24 protein-coding genes are annotated in these 26,897 nt (G+C 51.2%); 17 read left to right on the top strand and 7 right to left on the bottom strand.

Annotated elements, in window-relative coordinates; all coding sequences use genetic code 11:
- Window positions 1-127 precede the first annotated feature (127 nt).
- Window positions 128-1,564, bottom strand: coding sequence for a sulfatase (locus tag O3C43_10155; protein ID MDA1066855.1), 1,437 nt, complete (start codon window positions 1,562-1,564; stop codon window positions 128-130).
- A 112-nt stretch (window positions 1,565-1,676) separates the two neighbouring features.
- On the opposite strand from O3C43_10155, the gene O3C43_10150 reads away from it, so the two are divergent.
- The 5 genes from O3C43_10150 (at window position 1,677) to O3C43_10130 (ending at window position 4,799) form a co-directional block, all read left to right on the top strand.
- Entirely contained in the window at window positions 1,677-1,904 is a 228-nt protein-coding gene (locus tag O3C43_10150; protein ID MDA1066854.1) for a hypothetical protein, read from the top strand.
- Between the two features lie 3 nt (window positions 1,905-1,907).
- Complete coding sequence (locus O3C43_10145; protein MDA1066853.1) at window positions 1,908-2,084, top strand: hypothetical protein; 177 nt, start codon at window positions 1,908-1,910, stop codon at window positions 2,082-2,084.
- 180 nt (window positions 2,085-2,264) lie between these two features.
- Window positions 2,265-3,194 (top strand): hypothetical protein, encoded by a 930-nt coding sequence (locus tag O3C43_10140; GenBank protein MDA1066852.1) that lies wholly within the window; start codon window positions 2,265-2,267, stop codon window positions 3,192-3,194.
- Window positions 3,195-3,275: 81 nt separating this feature from the next.
- Window positions 3,276-4,034: a hypothetical protein gene (locus tag O3C43_10135; GenBank protein ID MDA1066851.1), complete on the top strand. Its 759-nt coding sequence runs from the start codon at window positions 3,276-3,278 to the stop codon at window positions 4,032-4,034.
- Window positions 4,035-4,163: 129 nt separating this feature from the next.
- Window positions 4,164-4,799, top strand: coding sequence for a TIM barrel protein (locus O3C43_10130; protein ID MDA1066850.1), 636 nt, complete (start codon window positions 4,164-4,166; stop codon window positions 4,797-4,799).
- A gap of 154 nt (window positions 4,800-4,953) precedes the next feature.
- Here the strand turns inward: O3C43_10130 and O3C43_10125 are convergent, their stop codons facing one another.
- The 3 genes from O3C43_10125 to O3C43_10115 all read right to left on the bottom strand — a co-directional run bounded on the left by O3C43_10125 (window position 4,954) and on the right by O3C43_10115 (window position 9,286).
- Window positions 4,954-5,616 (bottom strand): gluconate 2-dehydrogenase subunit 3 family protein, encoded by a 663-nt coding sequence (locus O3C43_10125; GenBank protein MDA1066849.1) that lies wholly within the window; start codon window positions 5,614-5,616, stop codon window positions 4,954-4,956.
- A 124-nt stretch (window positions 5,617-5,740) separates the two neighbouring features.
- On the bottom strand, window positions 5,741-7,555 hold the full coding sequence (locus O3C43_10120; GenBank protein ID MDA1066848.1) for a GMC family oxidoreductase: 1,815 nt from the start codon (window positions 7,553-7,555) through the stop codon (window positions 5,741-5,743).
- A gap of 225 nt (window positions 7,556-7,780) precedes the next feature.
- Complete coding sequence (locus O3C43_10115) at window positions 7,781-9,286, bottom strand: sulfatase (protein ID MDA1066847.1); 1,506 nt, start codon at window positions 9,284-9,286, stop codon at window positions 7,781-7,783.
- A gap of 128 nt (window positions 9,287-9,414) precedes the next feature.
- Between O3C43_10115 and O3C43_10110 the strand changes: the two genes are divergently transcribed.
- Window positions 9,415-10,578 (top strand): ATP-binding protein, encoded by a 1,164-nt coding sequence (locus O3C43_10110; GenBank protein ID MDA1066846.1) that lies wholly within the window; start codon window positions 9,415-9,417, stop codon window positions 10,576-10,578.
- A 119-nt stretch (window positions 10,579-10,697) separates the two neighbouring features.
- On the opposite strand, the gene O3C43_10105 is transcribed toward O3C43_10110, so the two are convergent.
- From O3C43_10105 to O3C43_10095, 3 genes are all read right to left on the bottom strand, one after another.
- Window positions 10,698-11,501 (bottom strand): DUF1080 domain-containing protein, encoded by an 804-nt coding sequence (locus O3C43_10105; protein ID MDA1066845.1) that lies wholly within the window; start codon window positions 11,499-11,501, stop codon window positions 10,698-10,700.
- 94 nt (window positions 11,502-11,595) lie between these two features.
- On the bottom strand, window positions 11,596-13,125 hold the full coding sequence (locus tag O3C43_10100; protein ID MDA1066844.1) for a PKD domain-containing protein: 1,530 nt from the start codon (window positions 13,123-13,125) through the stop codon (window positions 11,596-11,598).
- Between the two features lie 79 nt (window positions 13,126-13,204).
- Window positions 13,205-14,398, bottom strand: a complete 1,194-nt coding sequence (locus O3C43_10095; GenBank protein MDA1066843.1) for a mandelate racemase/muconate lactonizing enzyme family protein — start codon at window positions 14,396-14,398, stop codon at window positions 13,205-13,207.
- 433 nt (window positions 14,399-14,831) lie between these two features.
- Here O3C43_10095 and O3C43_10090 point away from each other — a divergent pair, with 433 nt between their 5' ends.
- The 11 genes from O3C43_10090 (at window position 14,832) to O3C43_10040 (ending at window position 26,511) form a co-directional block, all read left to right on the top strand.
- Entirely contained in the window at window positions 14,832-15,761 is a 930-nt protein-coding gene (locus tag O3C43_10090; protein MDA1066842.1) for a DUF1186 domain-containing protein, read from the top strand.
- Between the two features lie 111 nt (window positions 15,762-15,872).
- A complete protein-coding gene (locus O3C43_10085) occupies window positions 15,873-16,622 on the top strand; it encodes a sulfatase-like hydrolase/transferase (GenBank protein ID MDA1066841.1) in 750 nt (249 codons plus the stop codon).
- 122 nt (window positions 16,623-16,744) lie between these two features.
- A complete protein-coding gene (locus O3C43_10080; GenBank protein ID MDA1066840.1) occupies window positions 16,745-18,109 on the top strand; it encodes an arylsulfatase in 1,365 nt (454 codons plus the stop codon).
- Between the two features lie 3 nt (window positions 18,110-18,112).
- Window positions 18,113-18,955: a PIG-L family deacetylase gene (locus O3C43_10075; GenBank protein ID MDA1066839.1), complete on the top strand. Its 843-nt coding sequence runs from the start codon at window positions 18,113-18,115 to the stop codon at window positions 18,953-18,955.
- Between the two features lie 246 nt (window positions 18,956-19,201).
- Entirely contained in the window at window positions 19,202-20,662 is a 1,461-nt protein-coding gene (locus O3C43_10070) for a hypothetical protein (GenBank protein ID MDA1066838.1), read from the top strand.
- Window positions 20,659-21,516 carry a hypothetical protein gene (locus O3C43_10065; GenBank protein ID MDA1066837.1) on the top strand — a complete coding sequence of 286 codons (858 nt, stop codon included), beginning with the start codon at window positions 20,659-20,661 and terminating at the stop codon, window positions 21,514-21,516. Before O3C43_10070 ends, O3C43_10065 begins: the two co-directional genes overlap by 4 nt.
- Window positions 21,517-21,522: 6 nt before the next feature.
- Window positions 21,523-23,634: a tetratricopeptide repeat protein gene (locus tag O3C43_10060; protein ID MDA1066836.1), complete on the top strand. Its 2,112-nt coding sequence runs from the start codon at window positions 21,523-21,525 to the stop codon at window positions 23,632-23,634.
- On the top strand, window positions 23,631-23,795 hold the full coding sequence (locus O3C43_10055; protein ID MDA1066835.1) for a hypothetical protein: 165 nt from the start codon (window positions 23,631-23,633) through the stop codon (window positions 23,793-23,795). Before O3C43_10060 ends, O3C43_10055 begins: the two co-directional genes overlap by 4 nt.
- An 18-nt stretch (window positions 23,796-23,813) precedes the next feature.
- A complete protein-coding gene (locus O3C43_10050; protein MDA1066834.1) occupies window positions 23,814-24,158 on the top strand; it encodes a hypothetical protein in 345 nt (114 codons plus the stop codon).
- A gap of 14 nt (window positions 24,159-24,172) precedes the next feature.
- Window positions 24,173-24,376 carry a DUF4926 domain-containing protein gene (locus O3C43_10045; GenBank protein MDA1066833.1) on the top strand — a complete coding sequence of 68 codons (204 nt, stop codon included), beginning with the start codon at window positions 24,173-24,175 and terminating at the stop codon, window positions 24,374-24,376.
- Between the two features lie 26 nt (window positions 24,377-24,402).
- The gene (locus O3C43_10040) at window positions 24,403-26,511 is read left to right on the top strand and encodes a hypothetical protein (protein ID MDA1066832.1); all 2,109 of its coding nucleotides are present in this window, start codon (window positions 24,403-24,405) and stop codon (window positions 26,509-26,511) included.
- Window positions 26,512-26,897: the final 386 nt, after the last annotated feature.

The following is a 26,897-nucleotide window of genomic DNA, read 5'->3' as shown; positions in this document are numbered from 1 at the left end:
GCACTACTCTATTAAGGCACAGTATGACGTCGGGACCATTCGACGTCTGGTCTTGTATATTAACCAGGTCAGCTAAGTCCAGTGCGCGGTATTCTTGACAGCCTGTGAATATTTTTTCTCTTTCCCTTCATTTCGGCCTCCAGGGTTCTTTTGGTCGAAGGAATTTTGCGTCTACTTCACGATACCATGTATGTAGCCTGGCTTTCATTGAGGAAACGCGATCGGGGTGTTTCTCTGCCAGGTCGTTCTTTTCTCCGATATCGTCCTTCAAGTTATACAGATGCAGGCGTCCGTCTTCGTAGCGTTCGATGAGTTTCCAATCTCCCATGCGGATGGCCCCTGAAGGAATACCTCCCTGATTGCTGTAATGAGGATAGTGCCAGTAGAGGGCCTCGCGTTCGATAGAACCGTTTTGACGTAATTCCGGAACAAGGGAGATCCCATCAATGGGGTGATCGAAATCCGCTCCGGCGATTTCCAGAAGTGTGGGGTAAAAATCGATACTGCAGACGGGTGTGGTGTTAACGCTTCCGGGTTTGGTTACTCCCGGCCATTTGATGAGGTAGGGTTCGCGGATGCCACCTTCGTAAGTCCAGCCCTTGCCGCCACGCAACGGGAGGTTGGAAGTAGGCAGACCCTCGCTGGTGGAGAGACCACCGTTGTCTGAGGTAAAACAAACGATGGTATTGTCCGCGATCCCGAGCGCTTCGAGTTTATCCAGCACGCGCCCAAGGTTCGTATCCATCGATTCCATCATAGCGGCGTAAATGGCGTGCTGTTGAGAAATGCGAACCTGGCGTTCCTGTTGAATCGGCAGGACCTGTTCTTCATGGGCAAATTCTTTTTTGCCCACGAGGCCAAGTCGTTTCGCTTTCTCCTCGTATTTTTTAACCAGGTGGTCGGGTGCCATCAAAGGTGTATGAACCGAATAAAAGGAAAGGTAGGCTAAAAACGGTCCGTCCTTGTTGTCTTCCATGAACTTCATCGTTTCGTCGGCCAGTCGATGGGGTAGGTGTTCGCCTTCAGGCCCATCCTCCAGGCGTGGATTTCCATAAGGAGAGAAATACTTACTTCCGTACCTAGGCGCACCAAGTGCCCAACCACCTTTGTTGATCTCGAAGCCTTGGTTCTCTGGCCAGTATTCTTCTGTGGAACCGAGGTGCCATTTCCCGGCGAAGAAGGTTTTGTAGCCTACTGTCTTGAGTGCTTCTGCCAGGGTAACTTCTTCTAATGCCATCACGTCATTCAGCGGAGCGGGTTTGAATAATCCTTCCCTAGCTCCCGAGAAAAAATTGGTCGCATCGACCCGGCTGGGATACTTGCCGGTCATAATGCTGTAACGCGTCGGACTACACACAGGATTGGCTGCATACCCATCGGTGAAACGCATACCGGTTGCCGCGAGTTGATCGATGTTGGGTGTCTCGTAGAAGGTGTCGGGATTGTTCGCCCCTATGTCCATGTAGCCAAGGTCATCGACGAGGAAGAAAAGGATGTTGGGCTGCTTTGCACAAAGGCCGAATCCGATGAAAAAGATAATTGAAAGAAGAAACTTGGGCGTCATTAGGCAATTCATGAAGTGATATGGATATTCTGAAACTGACGGAACTCCAGCAAGCACAATGAAAACATTGGACATTGCTCGGATTTATCGGGTCTTTTGCATTGATCAAGCTATGAGCAATTTGCAGCGTATTCAAATGGAACGCTTTCGACTCGACCGAAGTGCCTTTAGTATGCGCTCGCACGCTCAAACTGAAGAGCGAAACTCTGAGTATTGGTCGCGACAGCCAGTTGCCGATCGATTTTCTGCTGCTGCTTATCTCAATAGCGTCGCATACGGATATCCTTATGCATTTCCACCTCGTCTCGACAAGACTGTCCATAGAGCCCGAAAACGGTAGACCATGGACATTGACCTAAACCCGGACTTTCTGGATTTTATAAAGGCGCTCAACGCCAACAGCGTGGATTACTTGGTCGTCGGTGGTTACGCTGTTATTTTTCCTTCTTCTATCAATCCTTTGTTAAATCAATTGGGCGGTGGTATTTTTGTCTCTTCCAGATCCAATTCTCATTCATGATTACCGGCTTCTCATAAAGTATCCGAAGTTCCTATTTATATGGCCATCCTGCATAACAAATCTAAACCACGACGCTTATTCGAAAGAGTTCTTTCAGCAGCGAGGAGAAGACTTCCGTTTCCTTGGATTTGGGCTTTTTTAATGGGATTACCTGTTCCATATCGTTCGATTACTGGAAGCATGTCTGGGCTACTGCGTCCTGAATCGGTTGCATTTAGTAAATCTGGAAACCACATCGTCGTCGGAAACTCTGGTGGTTCTTCTTTGACTGTTTATTCAAAGTCGAGCGACTCCAAAGACCAATTCGATTCAATCCCCACTTGCTCTATTATCAACGGCAAATGGCTAAACTTTGTGCACGATGCGATTTTCACTCCATGCGAAAACTATGTTATCGGAGTTGGGCGCGATTGCCATTCATTGGCAGTGTTTGAATTGAGCTCCGCCGACAACGTGGATCAAAAAGAAGTAGAACCGGTTTTTCATATTTGGGGAGATGAATCCAGGTTGAGCTATCCAGGAGGAGTGGCCATTCATCCTTCAGGCAATTGGCTGGCGGTTGCCAACCGTGGTCGATTTGGTATTACGCTTTATCGAAGGAAAGGAACCAGTTTTGAATTTGAATCGGTACCTTTTCAGTCAATCCCTGTCGAAGAATTAGTCCTTCACGGTCTGGCGACGCCACAGGGTATCGATTTTTCATCAGATGGAGAGTCGCTCATAGTTACTTACAAGGAATTTTATTTAAATGAAGACCCCAAAGGGAAATCCGGGATATCACTTTTTAAATGCCATAGCGGGGGTAATCCCGGAATAGAAAGTGAACCAGCTCATGTTTATCACTTTGGTGATCGGGCACTTCACTCAGTTGCCTTTCATCCTAAGGATCCCTTTATGGCAGTAACTGATGAAAATGGCAGTGTTGAGGTGCATCGCCTACCTTCCAAGCATGAGCCTATGCGCAAAATGGCTTCGATCGCTACCCTGGTGGGTGAAGAGGGTCCAAAGGGTGTCGGTTTCTCCGCGGATGGAAAGTTATTGGGGGCTTGTACTGTCTTCAACGAAGTGTTACTTTATAAGTCAGACTCTATATTCAAGTTGAGTGCTTAGATGCCTGTTATGAATAAATTTTGCCATCAGATCTTTTTCCGAGCGGAAATAAGCCACACATAATTTTAATGATTTTGCTTAATGACTTTTACTCCTGCACAAACAATTATCCAATTGTATAATCAACTTCATCAGCGAGGATCTAGTAGGGACGATCTAAATACGGTTCGCGAAGCTTACGAGTTAGTCGTTATAATTTTTACCGGTCAGTACCGTGCGAACGGAAAAACGTTTATATCTCATCTTGTTGGAACTGCCAGTGTGATAGCACACAGTGGAGGGAGAATTCAGGAAGTCGTGGCCGGTCTACTGCATTCCGCCTATTCACTCGGCGAATTTGGAGACGGAACTAGAGGTGTTTCTTCTAAAAAGCGTCAAATGGTGCGAAACATTGTCGGAGAAGAGGTGGAACAAATTGTGTACGATTTTCCTAGCTTGGAATGGAATGGTCCCGGTGACATCGAACGCTTGCTTCAGACCCCTCAGGAAAACATTTCCGAAGGGGAACGCCGTCTCATTTGGATGCGATTGGCACATGAGGTGGAGGAAAATGCTGACAGGGCTTTTATCTATTCGGAGAATGTTTCCCTGGATCGCACTCGCCAGCGATTGCAGATGACATCGGAAATTGCCGGTAAACTTGGTTTGGACGCTTTAGTGGTGGCGCTCAACGACTTGTTGAATGAAATTAATTCCCCGGATTTGCCAGAACCATTTGATAAGCTCCGCTCTGGAATTATCTATGTTGCACCGGCATCCCATAGCGAGAAGCTATCGTTAAAGCTCATGCGGGCGAAGCGCTATATCAATTACCGCATAGGGAGACTAATCGGTCGTTAGCTTTAATCGATTTAGTATGTGCCTTTTCACAATTCAATGGAGCCTGAATGAAAGTTATTTCACGAAGAAACTGGTTGAAGGGTGGCAGCTGCGCTATACTAAGCATTCTTGCGCTGCCTGGGTGCTCTCATGGGACTGCCGACTCCGAGTGAGGAGGTCAAAAAACAGCAAAGTAATTTGGATTGGGTCAAACGGCTTCTTGAGTTAGCCCATGATCTTAAGGTGGATAACCTTCCGCTGATTCAAGGTGTTTTGGGTGGTGGGAAGTGGGGCCAGAAAAAGAATTTATTTCGCGACCGGGTGGGGCAGTGGCTGGAACTTGCCGCCGCGGCGGGCATTACCCTCGCAATTAAACCACACCGAGGTCACGCGATGTCCACACCTGATGAAGCCGTGTGGATGATTCATGAACTTGGCGACAATCCCAAGCTGCGAATGGTCTACGATTATAGCCATTTCGCCTTCCGTGATATGTCCATCGAAAGCACAGTCGATATGGCTTTGCCATACACGAGTTATGTTGTGATGAAAGATGCAGTTCAGGAAAATGAGAAGGTGGTATTCGAACTTCCTGGACAGTCAGGAACCGTCGATCATGCACGTGTCCTTTCCCTGTTTTATGAAGGAGGCTATCGCGGAGAAATTTGTCCGGAAGTCAGTTCACTGGTTTGGCGTGCGGAAGGATACGATCCGGAGAACGCGGCCAGGATTTGTTACCGGAACTTGAGTGACATTTTTTCTGAAGCAGGTGTGGGGAGAATTTGAAGAATAAATGGAAGTCATGCGCTTATTGGAAGATACGGCGGCATAACGAGGCCCAACCTTCGCTCAAACAGGCTACGGCTTGGCACGCGCAATAGCCCTGCCTTCTGTTCTGGTGAAATGGTCGGGCCAGAGCCTCCGGCTCTGCTGAGATGTTTTACTTCTCTCCCTTGAGTCCAAGGTGTGCCAAAGCTTCCGGTGGCGGAGCAGGGGCGTGTGTCCGGGCGACATTGCCGGTGTAGCCAATATCCTTCATCCCGGCCGGAGTGGTGTAGTATCCGCCGGCGATCAGGTTGCGCATAAGATAAAAGAAATTGCCGGGAAACTTTTTGTTACTCGCTTTTGCTGATCGGGCAAGTTCTTGGCAGATCGCTGTTTGTTCGGCGAGTTTCAGGGACACAAAGTTTTTGGCTCCTTGCCTTTGCGCTTCTTCATCCAGCCCGGGAAGGCCTTGCAGGATGAGCTTCCGGTCTTTCGCCTGGTCCGGATAAGGCGAGCTGATCCATTCATCTACAAAATCGTGAACGCCCAAAGACGAAGCACTAGGTGACTGGTCGTCGGACGGCATAATAATATCGCACAAAGCGATGACTATTCGCCGCTGTTCATCGCTCAAGGTGAGTGGCCAAAGATCACCCGGGCGGTAGATCTTAAGAAGATCTGGATCGGGTCCGTAGCCCTGTGCTGTGACAGTACTTGCCGAAGCTTGGGTTAAGGGTAGAGAAGACGCGCCAAGTGCAGGCAAGGAGGTTGCCGCCGAAGCAATCCACTTCAATGCTTCACGGCGGTTGATACGTGGAAAGTTGTTTTCCTTATTCATGTTATATCTTTGTCCTAACGACGGCACTGCGAGGACGCAATAGCCCTACCTCTTTTAGTGGCGATGCATCCTGCTCTGCCGCAAATAATTTTAAGAAATGAGTCATCATTCATTCTAAAAAGTGCTAGATGTTTCCTTTCTTAATTTCCCCGATCAGGTGGTCCGCGGTGCGCCAGGCCAGGGCCATGATGGTCAGGGTGGGGTTCTTATCCGCCGTACCGGGAAAGGGAGCACCATCGGCGATAAAAACATTGGGTACGTCCCAGGTCTGACACCATTGGTTGGTTACCGAGTTCGAAGCATTCGCTCCCATGATCGCCCCGCCCACCTCGTGAATGGTTTGGCCGCCTTCCTTGACTGCCTTGAGCGGGTTTTCCGTGTCGGGCGGACGGTTGAATTTGGCCTCCATGGCTTCAAGCAGGTTGCCCATCATTTCCTGTTGGTGGGCAACCTGCTTTATATCGTCTTCAGAAAACTTCCAATGAAAGCGCAGGGCGGGGATGCCCCACTGGTCTTTTACCTCGGGATCCAGTTCGCAGAAGCAGTCATCGTTGGCGGCCATGGCACCTTGTGCGCCAATTCCTTGCATCGACCCGTAATAACGTCGGGCATCTTCCTTTAACTTTTTGCCGAAGGGAATACCATCGCTGTCCGAGAGCGAATCAAAACTTTTACCGGTGTTGAGATTCGGCATTTTGCGACCGCTTACCATGATGAATTTGTAGCCGCCGGGAAAATCGAGTTTGCCCGCCGCTTGTTCCTTGCAGAGCCAGAAGGGAACGTAGGCCTGCTGCCCAACTACGCTATCTTCATTGTGTATGGGGAGATTTTCCAGAGCCGGTATTTGTGCGCTGAAGCGGCTGCTGATCGAGTCGGTGATGTATTTGCCAACCTTTCCGCTGGAGTTTCCCAGTCCGTCAGGAAAACGGTTGGACTTCGAGTTCAGCAACAGTCGAGCGGTTTCATAGGCACTCGCCGCGAGCACGACAACACGCCCTTTGACCTGATGTTCCCTTCCATCGACCTTGTCGATGTAGCTGACTCCACTGGCCTTGCCAGATTTATCAACCGTCACATTCCGGACCATGGCATTGGGCAGTATGTCGAGGTTGCCGGATTTCAATGCGGGTCTCAACAAAGTGGTGGTCGAATCAAAGGCTGCGCCGACCGAACAACCGCGATGGCAATCGGTAGCAAACAAGCAGGCTGAGCGCATCCTCATGTTTTCAGCCAAAAGGCGTTGAGCTTTCGCATTCCCCGGGTGAAGTTTTGCCGGAAGGGTATCGGCATCCTGGCGTTGGGTGAGCACTGCCCGGTGAACCGGCAGGACGGGAATCCCCAGTTTCTTGCCCCGCTCCTTGGCAAGCAATTCTCCAGCGCGGAAGGGAGGTGGAGGCAGCAGGACTCCGGGAGATGAATCCGGGGAATTTTCGATCCCTTCGCTGGCACCAAAAATCCCCACAAGCATTTCCACTTTGTCGTAATACGGCGCCAGGTCGTCGTAGGTGATGGGCCAATCGAAACCGACTCCTTGGCGCGAGTTAGTTTTGAAATCGTAAGATCCATTGCGCAGGGAAACTCTGCCCCAGTGGTTGGTCCGTCCGCCCATCATTCGCTGCCGCCACCAGTGAAACTCTCGTTTCTCCTCTTTACTCGCGTTGGTGTACGGTTCGCCGGGGATGTCCCAGCCGGATGTGATGGAAGCGTCGTAAAAGCCGTACTGTTTATCCGGCGTTGGCTCCTCGCGCAGAGGTGCCTGATCGGGGGTGTGAAACATGGCCGTTTCCCGAACCGGATCAAACATCCGGCCTGCTTCGAGGACCAGAGTCTTGATGCCTGCCATGGCCAGAAGATAAGCGACCTGACCGCCACCGGCACCCGAACCCACGATTACCACATCGTAGTTGGATTGGATTTCATTTGGGGAAATAACGGGCATGATTGATTTGGGGAACTTGGATTAAGAAAACCTTTTCCATGATTGTTGTCGCCTTTAAAAGTTAGGAGTAGCTGCAATCCTGGGAACGCCAAGCCCCAGCTTGGCATTTATAACTGAACCCCACAGCTCAAACAGCGGAAACCGTCATATGAAACATGTGTTAGTTCTAGAATGGATAGTGATTCACAACAGAAGTGAGTATTAGTTTGAGAAAAGTTAACCATTTCATTTCGAATATGCGTAAGCCTCACCTAGTTGCTTTTCCAACTTCTCCACGCGTTTTTGCTGATTTGAATTGCCAGCCAAATTCATGGTCTCCAACGGATCGGCGTTGTGGTCATACAATTCGCGTTCCACGATCTGTCCAGTCTTGGAGTCTTCCCACAGCACGAAGCGATATCTGTCAGTCCGTAGAGCCCGGCCCATGTATCTTTCCTTAAAGCGGACGTGTTGACTCAACGCGACTGAGGAGAATGTTTTCGAAGGCTTTTCAAGGACTGGGACGAGCGTTTTACCTTCCAGATTTTTGGGCGCTTCGATGCCGGCCAGATCACACAAGGTTGGGTAAAGGTCCACCAATTCGGAGAGGGTATTTGTCCGTCCGGGTTTGATTCCTGGAGCAGCAATCATCAGAGGGACCCGGGTCGCAATTTCGAAATTGGTCATTTTGGTCCAGGCACTTTGCTCGCCCAGATGATAACCATGATCGGACCAGAGAAGGATAATCGTTTTGTCCAGGCGATTGCTTCTCTCCAGCTCCTCCATGAGTCGTCCGACCTGGGCATCCACATAGCTGACGCATGCTGCGTAGGCCTGAAGGAGTTCCAACTGCAGCGAAGTTGGAATAGCACCTTCGTTTGGAACGCCAACGTAACTCCGCATCTCGTATCCGTTCCAATCGATTCCTTCCTCATGGTTAGGTATATCCGGCATAGTGAGGCCAATCCGCTTTGCCGACCCCACGTAACCATCGGAATTGAACCAGGCCATGACAGGTGATCCGGTTGCAGGCATCGGGTTCTTCGCGAGCCACGTTTCATCGGGTTGATGGAGATCGAAATAACGTTTCGGTGCAATGTATGGAACATGTGGTTTCCGGAATCCGACGGCTATGAACTGGGGCTTCTCTTCTGCCCTCGTGTGCAAGGCTGCCAAGACCTGGTTCGTCATTCGTCCAGCGAAGAAATAATCATCCGCCACATCCGGACTTTGTTTCACCGGACACTCCAAACGATCGGCAATAATCGATGGGCCACCTGGATTCGTTTCGTCGAAGATCTCCAGTCCTTCTTTTTCCCGTCCGGCGAAAATAGATTCTGACCAGTCTGATTCAATAGCCCAACCGTCATGGTCCACTTTGCCGAAGCTTTGGGTGTGGTAACCCTGGTCTTTGAACCACCGGGCCATTGAAATGGCGTCAGATCTGCGATTGCGGAATGCAGCTACATCATTTTCACCATGGCTGAATACACCAATGGAATCGGGGCGAAGTCCGGTCATGATCGATAGGCGGGAGGGACCGCATTTCGCATACTGGCAGTAGGCCCGATCAAAAACCACGCTCCTGGCTGCGAGCCGATCTATGTTGGGTGTAACGGCTCGCGCGTCGCCGTAACACCCCAGCATCGGTCGGAGGTCGTCGATGGCGATCATAAGGATGTCGGGTCTGCCTACTGCGGCATATCCGCTGACAGCGAAGAAAAGGACAAGCAGGCTTGAAAGGAAGTTCATTCGAAAAAGGACCACAGCGACTCCTATGAAACTGCAGAGTTATTTCTGTGTCGAGTCCGGAAGACCGCAAGGGAATCTAATGGTTTTAACCTTGTAAATACGGAATAGATTCCGCATATTCTAGGCATATGCTAACTCGAAGATTGGAATCTACGCTTATTCAAAGAATCTCCCGAACACCAGTGGTGGCGCTCTTGGGTTCGCGGCAGGTGGGTAAAACAACCCTGGCCCGTAGTTTGAAATTGGACAAGCCCTCTCATTATCTGGATCTTGAACGCCCTTCGGACATTGCTAAGCTTGACGATCCCGAGCTTTACCTGAGCAAGCTTGATGATCACCTCGTGATTCTTGATGAGATTCAGCGTCTCCCTGAAGTTTTCCCAGTGCTCAGAAGCCTGGTAGATGAGCGTCGACGAAAGGGTGAGAAGGCTTCTCAATTTTTAATCCTGGGATCAGCCTCCCCGGACCTGTTGATGCAAAGCTCGGAAACACTGGCTGGTCGGATCAGCTACCTGGAATTGCATCCATTGAATCTCACTGAGTTGAAAAACCCAAATGCCACCATCGACCAACATTGGTACCGGGGAGGATACCCTGAAAGTTTTCTAGCTGAAGACGACGCTTCTGCAAACCAGTGGTGCGATGACTTTATAACCAGCTATGTTGAGCGCGACTTGCCTCAACTGGGCGTAGCTGCAACACCACTACAGCTGCTCCGCTTCTGTTCCATGCTCGCGCATCAGCAGGGAGCTACTTTGAATCTGAGCAAACTCGGTGCATCTCTGGGAATTGATGGAAAGACCGCCCGTCGCTATCTGGAACTACTCGAAGGGCTTTACCTTGTGCGCACCCTTTCGGCCTGGAGTCGCAATGCAGGAAAACGACTTGTGAAAGCGCCCAAAGTCTACTGGCGTGATACAGGCTTACTCCATGCTCTTGTCGGATTACATGGCTTGGAAAAAGTTCTTGGCCACCCAATCTGTGGTCATTCCTGGGAGGGTTATTGTATCGAACAGATACTTGCCTTACTTCCTTCGAGTACGATTTGCACTCACTACCGCACTCACGCGGGTGCCGAAGTGGATCTGGTATTGGAAAATGCCTCGGGCGAGAAGCACGCGATCGAAATCAAACGCACGCTTTCTCCAAAACTGACTCCTGGGTTTATCGAAAGCATGAGTACGCTCGAGGCAACGAGAGGCACCTACCTGATTCCTGAAGGGAATTCCTATCCTCTTTCGGAGTCGGTCACAGCCATGGGTCTAACCCAATTTCTTGATTCCCTGGAGTAAAGGGAGGCGGCTCGAACTAGGCCCGAAGGGCTTGGTCGGTCCGCTGCTGATGTGCTAGCCGACAAACAGACAAGATACCAACTGGTGCGGATAAGCAGGGGATACATCAACGATGGCCGTCAGTGTTTTACAGGCGTCTTCGCTTTGGGTGCTTTCAGTTCTACGACAGGTTCAATTATCTTGATCCGGATATTCCTGAACGCGACGTCCGCTCCCTTGCCATGATCCTGAAAAGCGATGACCCCGGTGTCCGATGAAAAACCGGCCTGGTCGTCCGTTGCATCCGAGAACATTTTTCCATTGATGATCTGGATGAGGCGGTTGTCCTGAACGATCACCCGCATCGTATTCCATTCGCCAACCTTGTAGTGCGCCTGGATGGTTTCGGCTTTTTCAAATTGTTCGACCACCTTGGTTCCATCTTGGGCGATGGTCACTCGTTGTCCGGCGGTGGCCAGGTGCTTCCGGGTGTTTTGAATTTCAATATCCGGAGACATGAGCGAGTGGTGCCAAAGCCCCATCCCCTCGGGTGGTGAAACTTCTACCTGATAGCCACGTACCTGCCAGTCGCCGAGGTCGGAACTGCGCACCTGAACGCCCGAGTTGCCTTTACGGTAACGAAAATCGAGGCGAAGTTCGAAATCGGCTGCACCGAATCCACGCCAGATGAGCCAGTTGCGAGCCATGCCTTTGCCTGTGCATTGGATGACACCATCCTCCACCGTCCACGATCCTGGTTGACCATCCCAACCTGTCAGGTCTTTGCCATTGAAAAGTTTTATAAATCCTGGCTCTTCCGGATAGTCGCCAAAATTCAGGCGAGTGGTTGGCGCGGTTTCTCCAGCGCCATTCAAGGTGAGTAATCCTTGGACTAAAATAAGGCCTGAGAAAGCAAGGCAGCGGGGTAGGGTAGATGAGAACATTTTGTATTGGTTAGCACATGTATTCTAAAAAATCGAGTTAGGATATACAGTAAGTTGTTTCTTGGACCTGATTATTCATTTTGGATAACTCTGTTTACTCCACATGTACCGCAAGACAACCGACGGCAGTTTCGCCTCGCGCATTGGTTCTTTGGACTCGAACAAGGTAAACACCGGGTTTCTTAAACGTGTGTTCAGTCACCGCATAACCATCTTTTGCGAGTTTATGGACGTTGCCGTCGGATTTAACAGTGACAGGCCTTGATCCATCGCCAAAGTCCCAAACTTCTTCGCCGTCCGTGGTTCGAAAGGTACGAACCTTGAAAGTCACACGATCACCAGAATGGATGCCGGTAGTGGGCGAATACGTCGGGTGGATCGATGGTGGGAGCTCATCCGGCTTGGAGGGATCGACTACCTGCACGACCGCGAAATCGAAATCTATGTTTCCTTGTGCATCTTCTATCCGAAGAGTTTCCGTGTACATGCCGGGTTTATCATAAGAGCGCTCTACAGTGGATCCGGTTGCTTTTGATCCATCTGTGAAGGTCCAATTATAAGAGGCTATTCGGCCTGATGCGCTCCACGACTTTGAGGCATCGAGTATAACTTTCTCCCCAATGGCGTTCAAATGATGCGGGCGGGCCACGGCAATAAGGGCCGGTTTGTTTTCGCGCAAATAAGTTTCCCAAACGAAGGCATAGGCATCCTGAGTCCCCCAATTACCGGACGGTTGACGGCTGACGATGCCAAAATGCAAGTGTGACCATCCTCCGCTGCCACCCTCTTTTCCCAACACACCCATCTTTTGTCCCATCGTTACCCTAGCACCCGGTGTAATCGCATCACCAATACTGAAGAGGTGACTGTAGCGATAATACCAACCACGGTCATCCAACAAGTAGACCACATCATAGCGTTGGTTCACCGGCGAATCCTCATAGCCTGGCAATGTGTTTTCACCACTTGAAACGACGAGTCCATCGGTGGCGGCCACCACGTCGATCAGGCCTTCGCAACCACCGAAATCCAGGTCGTTGTGGTAATAAATGTCCTTGCTGTTTGGCTGCTCTCCACCGTCCACGTAAGTCGGTTCGTTCGACATTTGCGTGTAAGTGGCGAACCACCTTTGTTTGACCGGGTAAGTAAACGTTGTCGGGTCGATAAGCGGAGAGTTCGTCGGCCATAGACGCAGCCGGACATCCTTTTCAAGTGCCCACACGTCGCGCCGGCTGTTGGAACGATACCCTCGTGTTATGGGACAATCGATCTGCACATCACCTACCTCTAGCGGCAGGTTGTAATTGCCGGACGACAACTGCACTGTTTTACCGTTTACCTCAACCGTCACCAAGGCCGAACGAATAGCCGCGCGTAGCGAATCGGTTTCCTCAACCAAGTCTACCAGCTTAACCCGGACAGTGTCCCCGTTGCTCAATGTTACCTTGGCTGATTCACCGAGATTCATATCCACCACCCGTACGATGGGTTCGCGGGTGGGTTGCGCAGAAACATCGGTGCCTACCAAAACGAGTAGTCCGAGTACTGAAAAGGCGGCGGCGAGAATAAGTCTACCGGTTATGGTAACGGCCACTGGCCTAGGGTAGTTGCACGGAGAAGACATAAGCTTCCTGTTTGTCAGAGTGCCTGAAATTCGCAAGCACTTACCTGCCTGGAACTGATCCATTAATCTTCTTTAGCTCTTACTGTTTTATCTCCGGATTCGGTTTACGAAAACTCATGGCTGGGCCGGGGACAAAGGGGAATCGTTTTTCCAGGTCAGGGGCGAGTTCGACTCCGAATCCGGGTTTGTCCGGAAGGTCCATGTAACCGTTCACGGCCACGAGCGGCTCGACGAACACTTCTGTCGTCAACGGATTCACCGTCTGGTTCAACTCGCACATAAGCCGGTTTGGAATGGCCGCGGTGAAATGGGCGTTGGCCATGGTAGTCAGGCCTCCGTGCCAGTTGTGTGGCACACAGTACTTGCCCAGGAGGTGAGCCATCCGGGCCACATACCAGGACTCCGTTAATCCCATGTTATTGGCGTCAGGTTGTGGGATATCCAGAGCGTTGCGGTCAAGCCACTCCTTGAATTGGAAACGGTTGGTTTTCGTTTCCCCGCCCGAGACCATCACGTTGGGCATCGCCTCGTTGATCTTGATGTGATCCAGAATGGTCTGTTCGTCCAGGGATCGGCTCACCGGTTCTTCAAACCAAAGAAAATCGAGTTCCTCCAGCACCGGGCAAAATTGTTCGACGATTTCATCCACCGTATGTCCGGAGCCGCCCATGGACTCCTGCATCAGGTCCATGTCCGGGCCGACCGCCTCCCGCAACTTGTAGAGAAAGGATACGTATTTCTTTATGTTCATATCACTGAACTTCCAGTCGGTCCCCTTGCGAAACTTGAAGGCGGTGTATCCCTGTTCCTTATAACGCAAACCCTCCTCGATCAGCGACTCCGGGTGATCGTAAAATTTCCAATCGACTCCTCCGCTGGCGTAAATGCGCACATGGGGATCCGGTTCGTTGTCGGTGGCGAGTAATTTGTATACGGGCATGCCGGTGGCTTTGCCGATAATGTCCCACAGCGCGCAGTCCACTCCCGACCAGGCGCAGCTCTTGTGGAACCATTCATTTCCGATGCGGCCATAACTCGGCCCGGTAGCCAGCAACTCCACATCAAAAGGATTTTTCCCGATCATCATGGGGCGGATCACTTTGTTGAAATAGGCCATCATCTCTTCAGGTCCACCGTACTGGCTGGAACCCCCGATACCCGTGATGCCCTGATCGGTGAAAACCTCCACCAGGATAGAATCGGTTCGCCAGCAATCATATTGGGCGGTTGACCAATACTCGGACGGCTTCATCACGTAAGTCAGCGGCGTCATTTTCAGGTCGGTGATCTTGATGTTCTGCCGTGCGATGCCTTCCAGCGGATAAGTCCGGTTCTTCGGCGGGTTTGGCGTCTTGGAAGGTCTCGTCCTTGTCTGTGCGCTGGAAACGTTTATCAGGTTCATCGCTCCGGCAGCAGCAGCTGCTCCGAGAAAACTACGTCGTGTCATGGGGTTCATCGTTTGATTCATTTCGTACTGATTGGGGTTAGGGGATTGGAAAATGTTTAAAGATTTACCCTAGATTTTTTGCGGCTAGGAGGGAATCCAAATTTGTACCTTTATTTACTGTTCTCGCCTGGCCAAAGTATAACCAATGAAACTTTCCACCCTATCTTTTTGGTTTCTCCTATGTATCGTTGCTGTAAGACTGAATATCATTCTTTTATTGGCAAACGAATAATGAGACGGTTCTAATTTCTTTTTCGCTATGAGCCGTAAACAGTTTTTCGACGTTCCTGATTTTCTGAAGCCGCTGTTGTACCTGGGGGAGGGATATCCGAGAGAAGAAATTGATGAAGTGATTCTCCGCCGCGAGGAAGCCACCCCGCATCTTCTGGCAGCTCTGGAATGGATGTTGACTCATACAGAGGAGGCGATCGATGAGTATGAATACATGCTGTCTCTCTATGCTATGTATCTTCTGGCACAATTTAGGGAGAAAAAGGCTAAGCCAATGATGATTGCCTTGGCCCGGCACCCCTTGTCGGATGATTTGTTGGGGGATGTTATTACCGAAGGTCTGCATCTTATGCTCGCTTCTCTATGTTGCGATGATCCTGAGGCGCTTAAACTGGTGGTGGAGGATCTTGACGCCGATCCTTTTGCCAGGTCCGCCGCGATTGAAGCTCTGGGTACCTTATGTTTGAAAGGGCATTATTCGCGAGATGCGCTTTCCAGCTATTTAAGTGAACTTTACGATTTCAAACTGGAGAAGGAACCCTCTTTTGTTTGGGATGGAGCGGTTGGCGTCTCGGTCGATCTGTGTTTAAGCGAGCATCGGGATCTAATAAAACGGGCTTATCTGGAAGGTTTGGCTGATGAGAGTGTGGACAACTTGCTGGACGTGTTATCCAGGCTGGACAATGAAAGGCCCTACTTTACTCGCGACCATCGTTTCCGTTTCGCAGATGACATTCATAGGGAAATATCAAAGTGGTATTGTTTCACCGATAAGTATGTGGTTGATAAAGCCAAACGACAAAAGAAACCTAAAGAATACGTTCCCGTGCGCGATGAACCTGCCAACATCGGTGGGTATTCAGACGTTCCCTACCTACGACCCGAACGCAAAATCGGCCGCAATGAACCCTGCCCGTGTGGCAGTGGGAAAAAGTATAAGAAGTGCTGCGGTAAATAATTGGATTTCAAATCTTCAAAACCTCCTGGATTCGATTTATAATGAGGGAGACTATGTCCCTTTCAAAGCTTGCGAGATCATAAGCGAGCAGACCATCATTGAACACTTCCTATGAGACTGTTTTCCTTTTTCCTAAATCTGTGGTGGCTGGTTCCACACACGCCTTACGAACCGGCTCCCGAGCCGCATTGGTCTGACACTGAGGCGAAAGGGATTTCCGATGATCAACATCGTTTCCGGTCCATGATGCAGCACATGGATGCAAAGGTGGGCCAGGTTCTCAACAAGCTTGATGAATTGGGTATCGCGGAAAACACACTGGTGCTATTCACGAGTGACAGTGGAGCTGCCTGGGAAGGGCACATTGGAAGTCTCAAAGGGGGAAAGACTGATTTACACGAGGGCGGCATTCGCGTGCCCATGTTAGCTCGCTGGCCTGATCAGATTCCATCCGGTCAACAAAGCAGAGTGCTGGGCCACTCGACCGATTTATTACCAACGATTTGTGAAGCAGCAGGTATTCAGATACCTGGCACACAGGAACTCGATGGCTTGAGTCTCTTGCCTCACATGAAGGGCGCACCTGCTCCAACCAATGAGGAACGCGGAACCGTTTTCTGGCAGATGATACTGTATAAACAATTGCAACGTCATTACCCGAAGCCCGAGCCCTTTGCTACAGAAGTGGTGAAGCGTGGCCAGTGGAAACTCCTCGCTCTCGATGGCAAGCCAGTGGAATTGTACGATGTCATTGCCGATCCCAACGAGCTGAACGATGTGATGTTTGAACATCCAAAACTCGTGGCTTCTTTGACTGCAGAGTTGCAAGCCTGGTTGGCGGCTGATCGGATCTCACAATAATGTATACACATTCCATCGCTTCGAGTTTCATATCTAGGTGGGTTGCTCTCTTTGCATCAGGTAGGGCTTGTTTGCCAAACGAGCCGTCTACAGATCGGCGGTGTTGGCAACACCGCCCTACCTTGAGAAAGTGCATACTGCCCGTGCGTTTTTTGCTTGGCCTTCTCTTGCTTCAAGCTGTTTTTCTCAACGCTGAAACCAGCCGTCCCAACATCATCTTTATTATGGCTGACGATCTGGGCTATGGTGATTTGGGCTGCTACGGGCAGAAAGAAATCCAAACGCCCCACATCGACCGACTTGCTGCGGAAGGCATGCGCTTTACCCAGACCTACGCGGGTAGTACAGTTTGTGCGCCGACCCGATGTGTTTTGATGACCGGTCTTCATACCGGGCACTCGCGTGTGCGTGGAAATGGGGGATGGGAAGGCCCGGAGCGTAGCCCGGTGAGCGTACCTCTTCGGGATGAGGACGTAACGGTGGCGGAAATTTTGAAAACGGCTGGTTATGCCACCGGAGTCACCGGAAAGTGGGGGCTGGGTCAGGCAGGAACCAGTGGGATTCCGAACAAACAGGGATTTGACGAGTGGCTTGGCTTTTTGGACCAGCGGCATGCCCACGGCTATTATCCCGAGTACATCTGGCGCAATGAAACCATGGTTTCCCTGGACGGCAATTTGGGCGGTCATCAGAAAGAATGGATACACGATCAGTTTACCGATTTCTCCCTTGAGTTTATTCGGGATAATAAAGACAACCCGTTCTTTCTCTACGTGGCCTATACCATTCCGCATGGGCGGTATGAGATCGCCTCGGACGCCCCTTACTCGAACAAGCTTTGGCCACAGGATGTGAAGAACTATGCCGCCATGGTTACGCGGATGGATAGCGATGTGGGCCGTATCATGGCATTGCTCCGGGATTTGAATATTGATGAGCAGACCATCGTGTTTTTCACCAGCGACAACGGAGCCGAGATCTATTATTTCCGTGGTGCGAATCTTATCGAGGAGTACGAAACGATTCTGAAAAGCCCCGGACCATTGCGTGGTTGGAAACGCGATCTTACCGATGGGGGAGTGCGCGTGCCGATGATTGCTCGGTGGCCGGGCAATATTGAGGCCAACACGGTGAGCGACAAGGTCTGGGCCTTCTGGGACTTTCTACCTACGGCCGCCCATCTGGCCGCGTTGAATCCGCCCATGAATATCGACGGAACTTCCATCGTTCCCACCTTGCTCGGAGATGCTCACGAAGAACACGAATTCCTCTATTGGGAATTCTTCGAACGGGGATTTCAGCAGGCGGTCCGCTACGGTGACTATAAAGCACTTCGACTTAAACAAAACGAACCGCTCGAGTTGTATCGGGTTACCAAGGACCTCAAAGAAATGACCAACATCGCTGGCCAGCATCCACAAGTTATTAAGCACATAGAATCCTACCTTGAAACCGCCCGATCTCCATCGCCCTATTGGCCCAAATGACCTATGACAAATGCTCAACCAATTAATCCTCCCCGTATTCTCGCGCTTGGTGCTCACCCGGACGATTGCGATGTTAAAGCAGGTGGCAGCGCCGTGCTCTGGGCTCAGTCTGGTTGTGCGGTTCAATTTGTTTCCGTAACCAATGGTGACGCGGGACACCATGAGATGTCAGGTGAGGAGCTGGTGAAGCGCCGCACCTCCGAAGCCGAGGCGGCTGGGCGTGTAGCCGGTATCGAATACCTGGTAATGGATAATCATGATGGTCAGCTGGTCCCTGGATTGGAGGAGCGCAATAAACTGATGCGAGTGATCCGCGAGTTTCGCCCGGATCTGATTCTTACCCACCGACCCAATGATTATCATCCCGATCATCGATACACATCACAGTTGGTTCAGGATTGTTCTTTCCTGGTGAGTGTTCCGAATATTTGCCCCGAATCACCGCGACTGGAAACCATGCCGGTTATTGCCTACTTTTCAGACCATTTTCAAAAGCCCATTCCTTTCCAGGCAGATGTGGCGGTGAATATCGATGCCGTTTTCAATACCAAAGTCCGCATGCTGGATTGTCATGTGTCGCAAATGTACGAATGGCTACCCTGGATCGGTCAGGCGAATATAGTCGTGCCCGAAGATCTCGAAGAACGGATAGCCGCTCTCAAGCCATTTGTGCAGGACCATTGCGTTATAAATGAAGACGCTCGTTGCTTGCTTATCCGGACATACGGGCAAGAAAAAGGATCAAGCATTGAAAACGCGGAATGCTTCGAAGCCTGTGAATATGGTTCGCCCATGGATGCTGAAGCGGTGAAACGGTTGTTTCCATTTTTACCGGCAGCGGATTGAGGGTTAAAAGCTACGATCTCCCTGGGAACGCCAAGCCCCAGCTTGGCATTGTTAGTAGGAGGCAGCATGCTGCCGATTTCGTGAATCTGTTGACCATCGTTTCGGCAGAAAGCTACCTCCACCATTTTTAAGAAATGTCAGTTGAACATCCAGACTTGTATCGTGCCGGGATCTTCGTTGATATGTAGGAATCTCCTGCGCTCTATGCATTTACCTCCTGGGAAATCGCTCCCCTAAAACAACCCAATGACCGAAGAAGAAAAAAAGCCGCCCTCGGATTCGACAGGCTCACCGCAGACCGGCCTCTCCCATCGACAAAGCTCAGGACTGGCCGCCTTCTGGCAGGAGCTGAAGCGCCGCAAGGTCATGCGGGTGGCCATCACCTATGCGGTGGTGGCGTGGTTGATTATCCAGGTGGCTTCCTCAACGTTCGGCTGGTTCGACATACCGGCTTGGGCATTCAGGTTGGTTACGCTCTGTGTCATTCTGGGATTCCCCCTGGCGGTGATTATCGCCTGGGCCTTTGAGCTGACTCCGGATGGGATCAAGACCACCAAACACGCCCGGGAGGAACAGGGCGAAGTCCCCGTATCCAAAACCCAGGAACGCAAACGCAACTGGCTCACCATCCTTTATGCGGCAGGCCTGCCCACTTTAATTTTTGGCACTCTGGCCCTCTTCCTTTATTTCCGGACCGACCACTCGTCCCCTGCCCTGAGCTCGTCGAATGGGCCCCAAGTCGAAGACTTGGAAAAATCCATTGCCGTCCTGCCTTTCGACAACCGCAGCAACCGGGAGGAGGACCTGTTCTTCACGGACGGGATTCACGACGAGTTACTCTCCCAGATTTCCCGTATCCGGGATATCAAAACGATTTCCCGGACCTCGGTGATGGGCTACCGGGGGACGACGAAGTCCATTCCAAACATTGGGGAAGAATTACAGGTGAACCACATACTCGAAGGCGGGGTTCAACGGGCGGGCAACCAGATCCGGATTAATGTGCAGCTCATCGAGGCGGCGGCCGACAGGCACCTTTGGGCGGAAACCTACACCCGGGAGCTAACCGCCGAAAACGTGTTCGAGATCCAGAGCGAGATCACCCGGACCATCGCCCAGGCCCTCAAGGCCATACTCTCACCCGCTGAGGCGGAACAATTGGAAAAGCTGCCGACGGACAACCTTGCGGCGTTGGAAGCTTATTTCAGGGGGAAGGAAAAATTGGAAAAACGATCCAGGATCGATTTTGCGGAAGCGATTCACTATTTCGAGGAGGCCATCTCCCTCGACCCCAAGTTTGCCATGGCGCATGCGGCGCTCGCACGAAACATTTTGACAGATGCCAGATTCTCCGGTCTGCCGAGAGATCTGCAAGCGGCAAAAGCGGAACCGCATATCCTCAAGGCTTTGGAATTGGACGACACCCTGAGTGAGGCTCATTTGGCCGTGGCGGGTTTGAAATATTTTCAAGGAGACAACCTGGCTGCGGAGCGTGCCTTCAATAGAGCCATTGAGCTAGATCCTAACAACCCGGATGCGCTTTCCGAATATGCAGGATTTATGGGCAGAGAGCATCCGGACCAATCGTTGGAGATTGCCGCACTTTATCGCCAAGCCTATGAATTGGACCCTAAGCATGAATTAGCACAGGACCGCCTGGCTGAAAGTTTTGAGGCCTTGGACAGTGGACAGAAGCCTTACAGGTGAGAGCATCCTTCGCGGAACAGAACCCGGAGAGCGCTGCCGCCCAACTTAAGCTTGGAAGTCTTTATAACCGAAATCTTGGCCGTTTCGACGATGCGATCATTGCCCATCGGAAGCAACTTGCGTTGGACCCTACCGCCCAGAATGTTAATGATTTTCTCAGCGACGCCTATCTATCCCTGGGAGACAAGGTGACAGCCCTAGGGTGGATCGACCGGTATCTGGAAACCCAACTGGATCCGTACTTACAGGCCGCTTTTAGAGGCAGGAAGTTTCATATCGCAGGCGACGATGAGGCATTCGAGCAAATCGCTTTAGAATTACTAAAGAAATACCCCGAAAGAACAGGTGGTCCTGAAAGACTCAATCAGCTTTCGGACTTATATATCTCTTCAGGCAATCCCGAGAAGGCCCGTGCTGTTATGGAGCAGGCTTATCCCTCACTCTTCCAGCGGTCTCCTGAAACTAGTTGGAGGGATCGTAGGGAACCGACAGCTGTAATTAAAATATTGTTGGCGACCGGACAACCCGAGCAGGCCAACCAGCTGATCAAAGGATTCCTGACTGCAGCCAGTTCACGGATTCCATCCATGGCGCGCTTTAAATTTGAAGCAACGCTGCACGCATTGGCGGGGGACGATCAGCAAGCCCTAAAATCCATCCGCAACTATTTCGACAGTGGAGGATCGCCCTACGATCTGGAACAGAGTGACTGGCCAAAGCGCTTGGAAAACAATCCCGAATATAAGGCCATGGCCGAAAAGCGAAAACAGGAACTGGCCATCCAGCTCAAGCGCATTCGGGACATGGAAGCCAACGGCGAACTGCCACCGATCCCGGAGCGGGTAACCAGGTAACCTATTATGTCCGACCCACCTACAGATTCAAATCCCACAAAGACGGAGCCCACCCCTTCGACAGGACTTCGGCGAGCTCAGTCGAAGCGCTCAGGACTGGGCGCCTTTTGGGCTGAGCTGAAACGCCGCAAAGTCATGCGGGTGGCGATCACCTATGCCATCGTCGCATGGCTGATTATCCAGGTGGCGAATGCGACTTTTGGGAGCTTTGGGATACCGGAATGGGCTTACCGGTTTGTGGTGATCATGCTCTGTATCTTCTTCCCGGTGGCCGTTATTTTGGCCTGGGCGTTTGAACTGACACCGGAAGGGATTAAGACGACAAAAGTTGCACAGGAAGCAGAGGTAACGGAGGTTTCAAAAGCTCACGAAAAGAAACGCAACTGGTTCTCCCTCCTCTTCGCTGCTGCCGTTCCCACTCTCATATTCGGCGCCCTGGCTCTCATATTTTTCTTCCAGGCAAAGTCATCGGACTCTGAGCTCTCGGCTCTTAGCTCTTCGCGCTCTGCTACGGATAAGTCGATTGCCGTCCTGCCATTTACCAACATGAGTCCCGACGCGGAGAACGCCTACTTCGCGGATGGCATCCACGAAACTATTCTAACGACTTTGGCCAACCTGGGAGATTTGCGGGTTACCTCGCGCACCTCGGTCATGCCCTACCGGGATTCGAACAAGTCGATTCCTGTCATCGCAGAGGAGTTAAACGTGGCTTATATCCTGGAGGGCAGTGTTCAAAAGATCGGGAACGATTTTCGACTGACCACCCAGTTGATTCAGGCAGGAACCGATGAACACCTCTGGGCCAAAAACTATGATGGAGAATTCAAGGAGGTATTTGCCGTGCAATCGCAGCTGGCCCGGGAGATTTCCCAGTCGTTGAAGGCGGTGCTTTCGCCCGAGGAGAACCAGCGCCTGGAGAAGAAGCCGACTGCAAATCTGAAGGCCTATGATCTTTACTTAAAAGCGCTTACGTTTGATCGCCGCAGTAAAGAGCACATTCAACTCATGGAAGAGGCGGTGGCTCTGGATCCGAATTTCACCCTTGCCTGGACGCGATTGTCAGCTTCGTATTCCACGCTTTATATAACCAGCAGGGATAGAACCCCAGCTACGATGATGCGGGCAAGGGAAGCCACCAGGAGAGCGTTCAAAATCGATCCTGAAAGCCCGGAAGTCTTACTAGCGATTGGGTATTTTAACTACGGCTGCCTTAGGGAATACTGGATTGCGGAATACTTCTATCGGCAGGTTAAAAACAAGCTTCCCAATGAAGCGCGCGTTTATGAATTCCTGGGGCTGGTCTATCGACGGGACGGCAGATGGAGAGAATCGATTGAAAACTTTGAAAAGGCTCATCGTCTCGATCCAAGCAGTAGTCTGGGTTTCCTTCGAACCACCAATGCCTACATACATGATTGGTTTACATCGTCTCAGTATCAAATTATAATGAGTCAGGAAGGCGCTCTCTTGGGAAACATCTACAAGGACTTTGTGATGGAAGGTAAAACATCCGCGTTTGAAGAATCGGATGAGCTCTCTCTCCAGCAAAAAACCGAGCTGGCCTGGGTTTTTGGCGATGTGAGTGCCACGCTGAGATTAATCGCTCGGGACGACCAGGCAGACGATTCCGAAACGTTTGGCCAGTTCAAGGGCCGGAGCAATTCATGGCGTCTTGGCGTCGCGCACCTGGTCAATGGAGATGTGTCAGCTGCGCGCCCCATACTGACAGCCTACCGGGATACCCTGAGTTTAAAATCCGAAACGGCTCTCCTGGACTATAATACCCTTGGTGATCTCGGTTCAATCGAAGCGTTGCTAGGCAATGAAGAGGCTTCCTTGAATGCATTCGAGCGGGCAAGTATCCTGGTGAATGAACAAATTGATAGTTTTCATGGCGTAGAACTTTCAGTCGACCGAGCCATTGCCCTGGCCTGGCTCGGACACCAGAATGAGGCCGTGGCGGAACTGGCACGTCTCATCAAAATACCCAGCAACCTGAACGTCCACTGGATGCGCCGCTGCCTCGATTTCTGGCCGCTGCGCGACCATCCCGGTTTCCAAGCCATCCTCAATGACCCGGCTAACAGTCAACCGTTGGATCTGGATAAGTTATGAGCGATGAACATAAACAGGATCCAGGTGTCAGTGGTCCCCCCACCGCTTCGCCAGCTACGGAGGGCACGCATGTGTCAGCACCGAAGACCGCGAAGCAAAGGATAAAACTTTTGGCAACCTTGCGAGGCGAAGTGGAGCCTGAATCGACTTTCATCATCTGAACCCATATTTCAAAACCAGTGATCCTCCCGAATTCAAAGAACGCCATCATTGATATGCGAAAACTGACGGATTATTGTCTCAGCCCTGCTCACCCAAGGGGAAAGCATAAAGCGAGAGTTTTCGAGACTGCGCTGGGCATCACCGTCGAAGAGGCTGAGGACCTGCAAACCATGATCGAAAAAGGGATATTGACCTCGCCCTGTGTAGCGACTCAGCGCGATACCTATGGCCAACGATATAGTGTTGATATCAGCGTAGAAAGATCAGGAACAAAAGCTGTAGTCAGAACCTCCTGGATCGTAAAACCCAGTGAGGAAATTCCTCGATTAACCAGTTGTTATGTTTTACGGATTATAGAATAGAAATGAAAACAGGAATCAAAGAACTGGAAGTTGTAGCTCTCCTCCACGATGCTCCAGAGCATGGATTAGTAATGGGGCAAGTCGGGACAGTCGTGGAAATCCTGGATAAAGGCGTCTACGAAGTAGAGTTTTCAGACGATTCTGGTAAATCCTATGCCATGGTTGCCTTGAAGGAGGAGGAGCTGATTGTCTTACATCACTCTCCCATTGCTGCTTGATTATGGACAAGGAAGGAATTGGTTGAATGGATAACGATTCTTCTCCTGATCCTCCCCAACCCGCTGATCATCCCAAGCCCACGGGCTTCTCCGCCTTCTGGCAAGAGTTGAAGCGGCGTCATGTCGTCCGGGTGGGAACCGTTTATGCCGTCGTGGCCTGGTTGATCATCCAGATTGCCGCAACCACCTTTGAAGGTTTTGGTATACCGGACTGGGCGTTTCGGTTTGTGGTGCTGATGGTGTTGCTGGGTTTCCCTGTTTCGCTGATCATCGCCTGGGCCTTCGAACTGACACCTGAAGGGATCAAAACGACCAAGGTCGCCCAGCAGGTGAAAAAGGATTCCCCGACCGCGGATGAATTTACGAACAAACGCAAGTGGCTGACCCTGGCATTCGGAGCAGCCATTCCAACCCTCATTTTTGGAACTCTGGCTTTGTACTTCTATTTCCGTTCCGATACAGTTCCCTCGTCCAATCAATTCACCGAACTGGACAAGTCGATTGCTGTCCTTCCCCTTACAAACATGAGTCCCGACCCGGAGAACGCGTTTTTTGCCGACGGGGTGCATGAGGATGTCTTAACCAACCTTTCGAAGATCAAGGAGCTGCATGTCATCGGACGTACCTCGACCCTGCAATACCGGGACACGGTTAAAACCCTCCAGCAAATCGGTGAAGAATTGAACGTGCGCTACCTTTTGGAAGGCTCGGTCCGGCGCGCCCGCGACCGGGTGCTGGTAACCGTTCAGTTGATCGACGCCCGGACCGAAGGCCACATCTGGGCGGAGAATTATAGCCGGGAGCTTGATGATATTTTTGCGATCCAGGCCTCTATTGCAAAGGACGTTGCCGGCCGATTGCAGGCGGTGATTTCTCCTGAGGAAATCGTCCAGATCGAAAGACGGCTCACCAAGAACCAGGAAGCCTATGATTATTATGTGAAGGCCCGGCAGTTGATCGAAACGGCCGGCCCCGACGGGGGCGAAGCGAAAATCACGGCCTTGGAGCAAAGCGTGGCCCTCGATCCCAATTTTGCTGAAGCCTGGGCGCTTCTGGCAAATGAAAGCATGTTTTGGTGGGGGCGCATCAGGGGGATCAGAGAGAAGGATGCGGATGAGGTTTTGGCTAAGGCTCACGCAGCGCTCAAGGAAGCGGAAAAATTGGCACCGGATTCGCCGGATGTTCTTTTTGCAAAAACCGAATTTCTATTATTAGAGGAAGAGGATACTGAAGGGGCCATACGCCTGCTGTTGCGTATCCTCTCCATGGACCCCAATCATTTTTATGCTCAGTTTCAATTAGGGAGGCAATATCTAGGTATGAGGCGATATTCTGAGGCGGCATATTATTTTGAAAGCATGCTTCGCACGGACCCTCTATCCCGCAGGGTCAACACCTTCCTTCTAAGAACCTACCAAAGGCTTCGCTCGTGGGACAAAGCCAACGAATTAACCCGGAAAAACGTCGCACGGGGAGGAGAATTGGAGGACTACTGGTTGGAAAGGAAAGTTGCCACGGAGTATTTCCAAACCGGAGACAAAAATGCGCTCCTCGAAGGGATCGGCCAAATACCCGGTTACCTGGATAGTCCAAAAACCCAATGCGAAATGGCCCTCATCTCCCGGGATTACGACCGCGCACTGAACAGCCTCTCCGAAATGGATCCGTCCAACACTAGCCTGGATTTTGGCATATTCAGCGATCTGGCTATCTCCCCCCGGGAACTGGCTAAAGCGCTTGTTCACTTCGAACGCAGTGATCGAACGGCGTGGATGACCGAAGCGGAAAAAGCCAGGCTCAAATTGGCGGAATCAAGCGCCCGACCAAATGCCAGTGTAAATCAGTGGGCAAAGTTGGCAATTTGCCACGGACTGATGGGTGATCGTGAACGAGCAATGTCACTATTGAGCGAAGGCAGAGCGAAGAAACCTTCAAGCCTAAATCAAATGACGGAGTTCGAGGTTATGAGCGCCATTGTTTTCCTCGTCCTCGGGAATCACGACAAAGCCATCCAAATTCTGGAAGCCGCCAGCAAGATGGACGGTCCTCTCTTCGTCAGCCGCGAGCTCGACCTCTGGTTCATCTTCGACCGGCTAAGAGGTAATCCGAGATTTGACGCCTTACTAAAAGATTAATATTTATGCGCTCATTTTCGACCTTTCGACACGGCTCCCGCCGTCGCCCAATGGGCTATGGCGCGGCAAGGCGGGGAATCCGCGGTTGGATAAATTGTTGGAAAGATAAAGTAAAGCGCGAGGTTTTGGAGGGTAGGGATACATTATGGTGTCTGGTCCGATTTTTTCTTCGGGGAATTACTTTTCATGAACATATGTAGGACCGACTGTTGTGTTGGTGTCGTTGCACTCGAAACGCTTCGCTGTCGGAGCAAGCTCCTCGGTATAGTCGGGAATCCCAGGTTCTCGTTTCGCAGCTAAAACCGCTACTCCTACAATTTGCCTCGGAACTCGGAGAGTCGTAAGACGGTTTACCCCGCACAAAGAATCCCCGAGGTCTCAGACAG

This window comes from Verrucomicrobiota bacterium (assembly GCA_027622555.1).
Lineage (GTDB): Bacteria > Verrucomicrobiota > Verrucomicrobiia > Opitutales > UBA2995 > UBA2995.
This window is presented reverse-complemented; position numbering and strand designations above follow the sequence as displayed.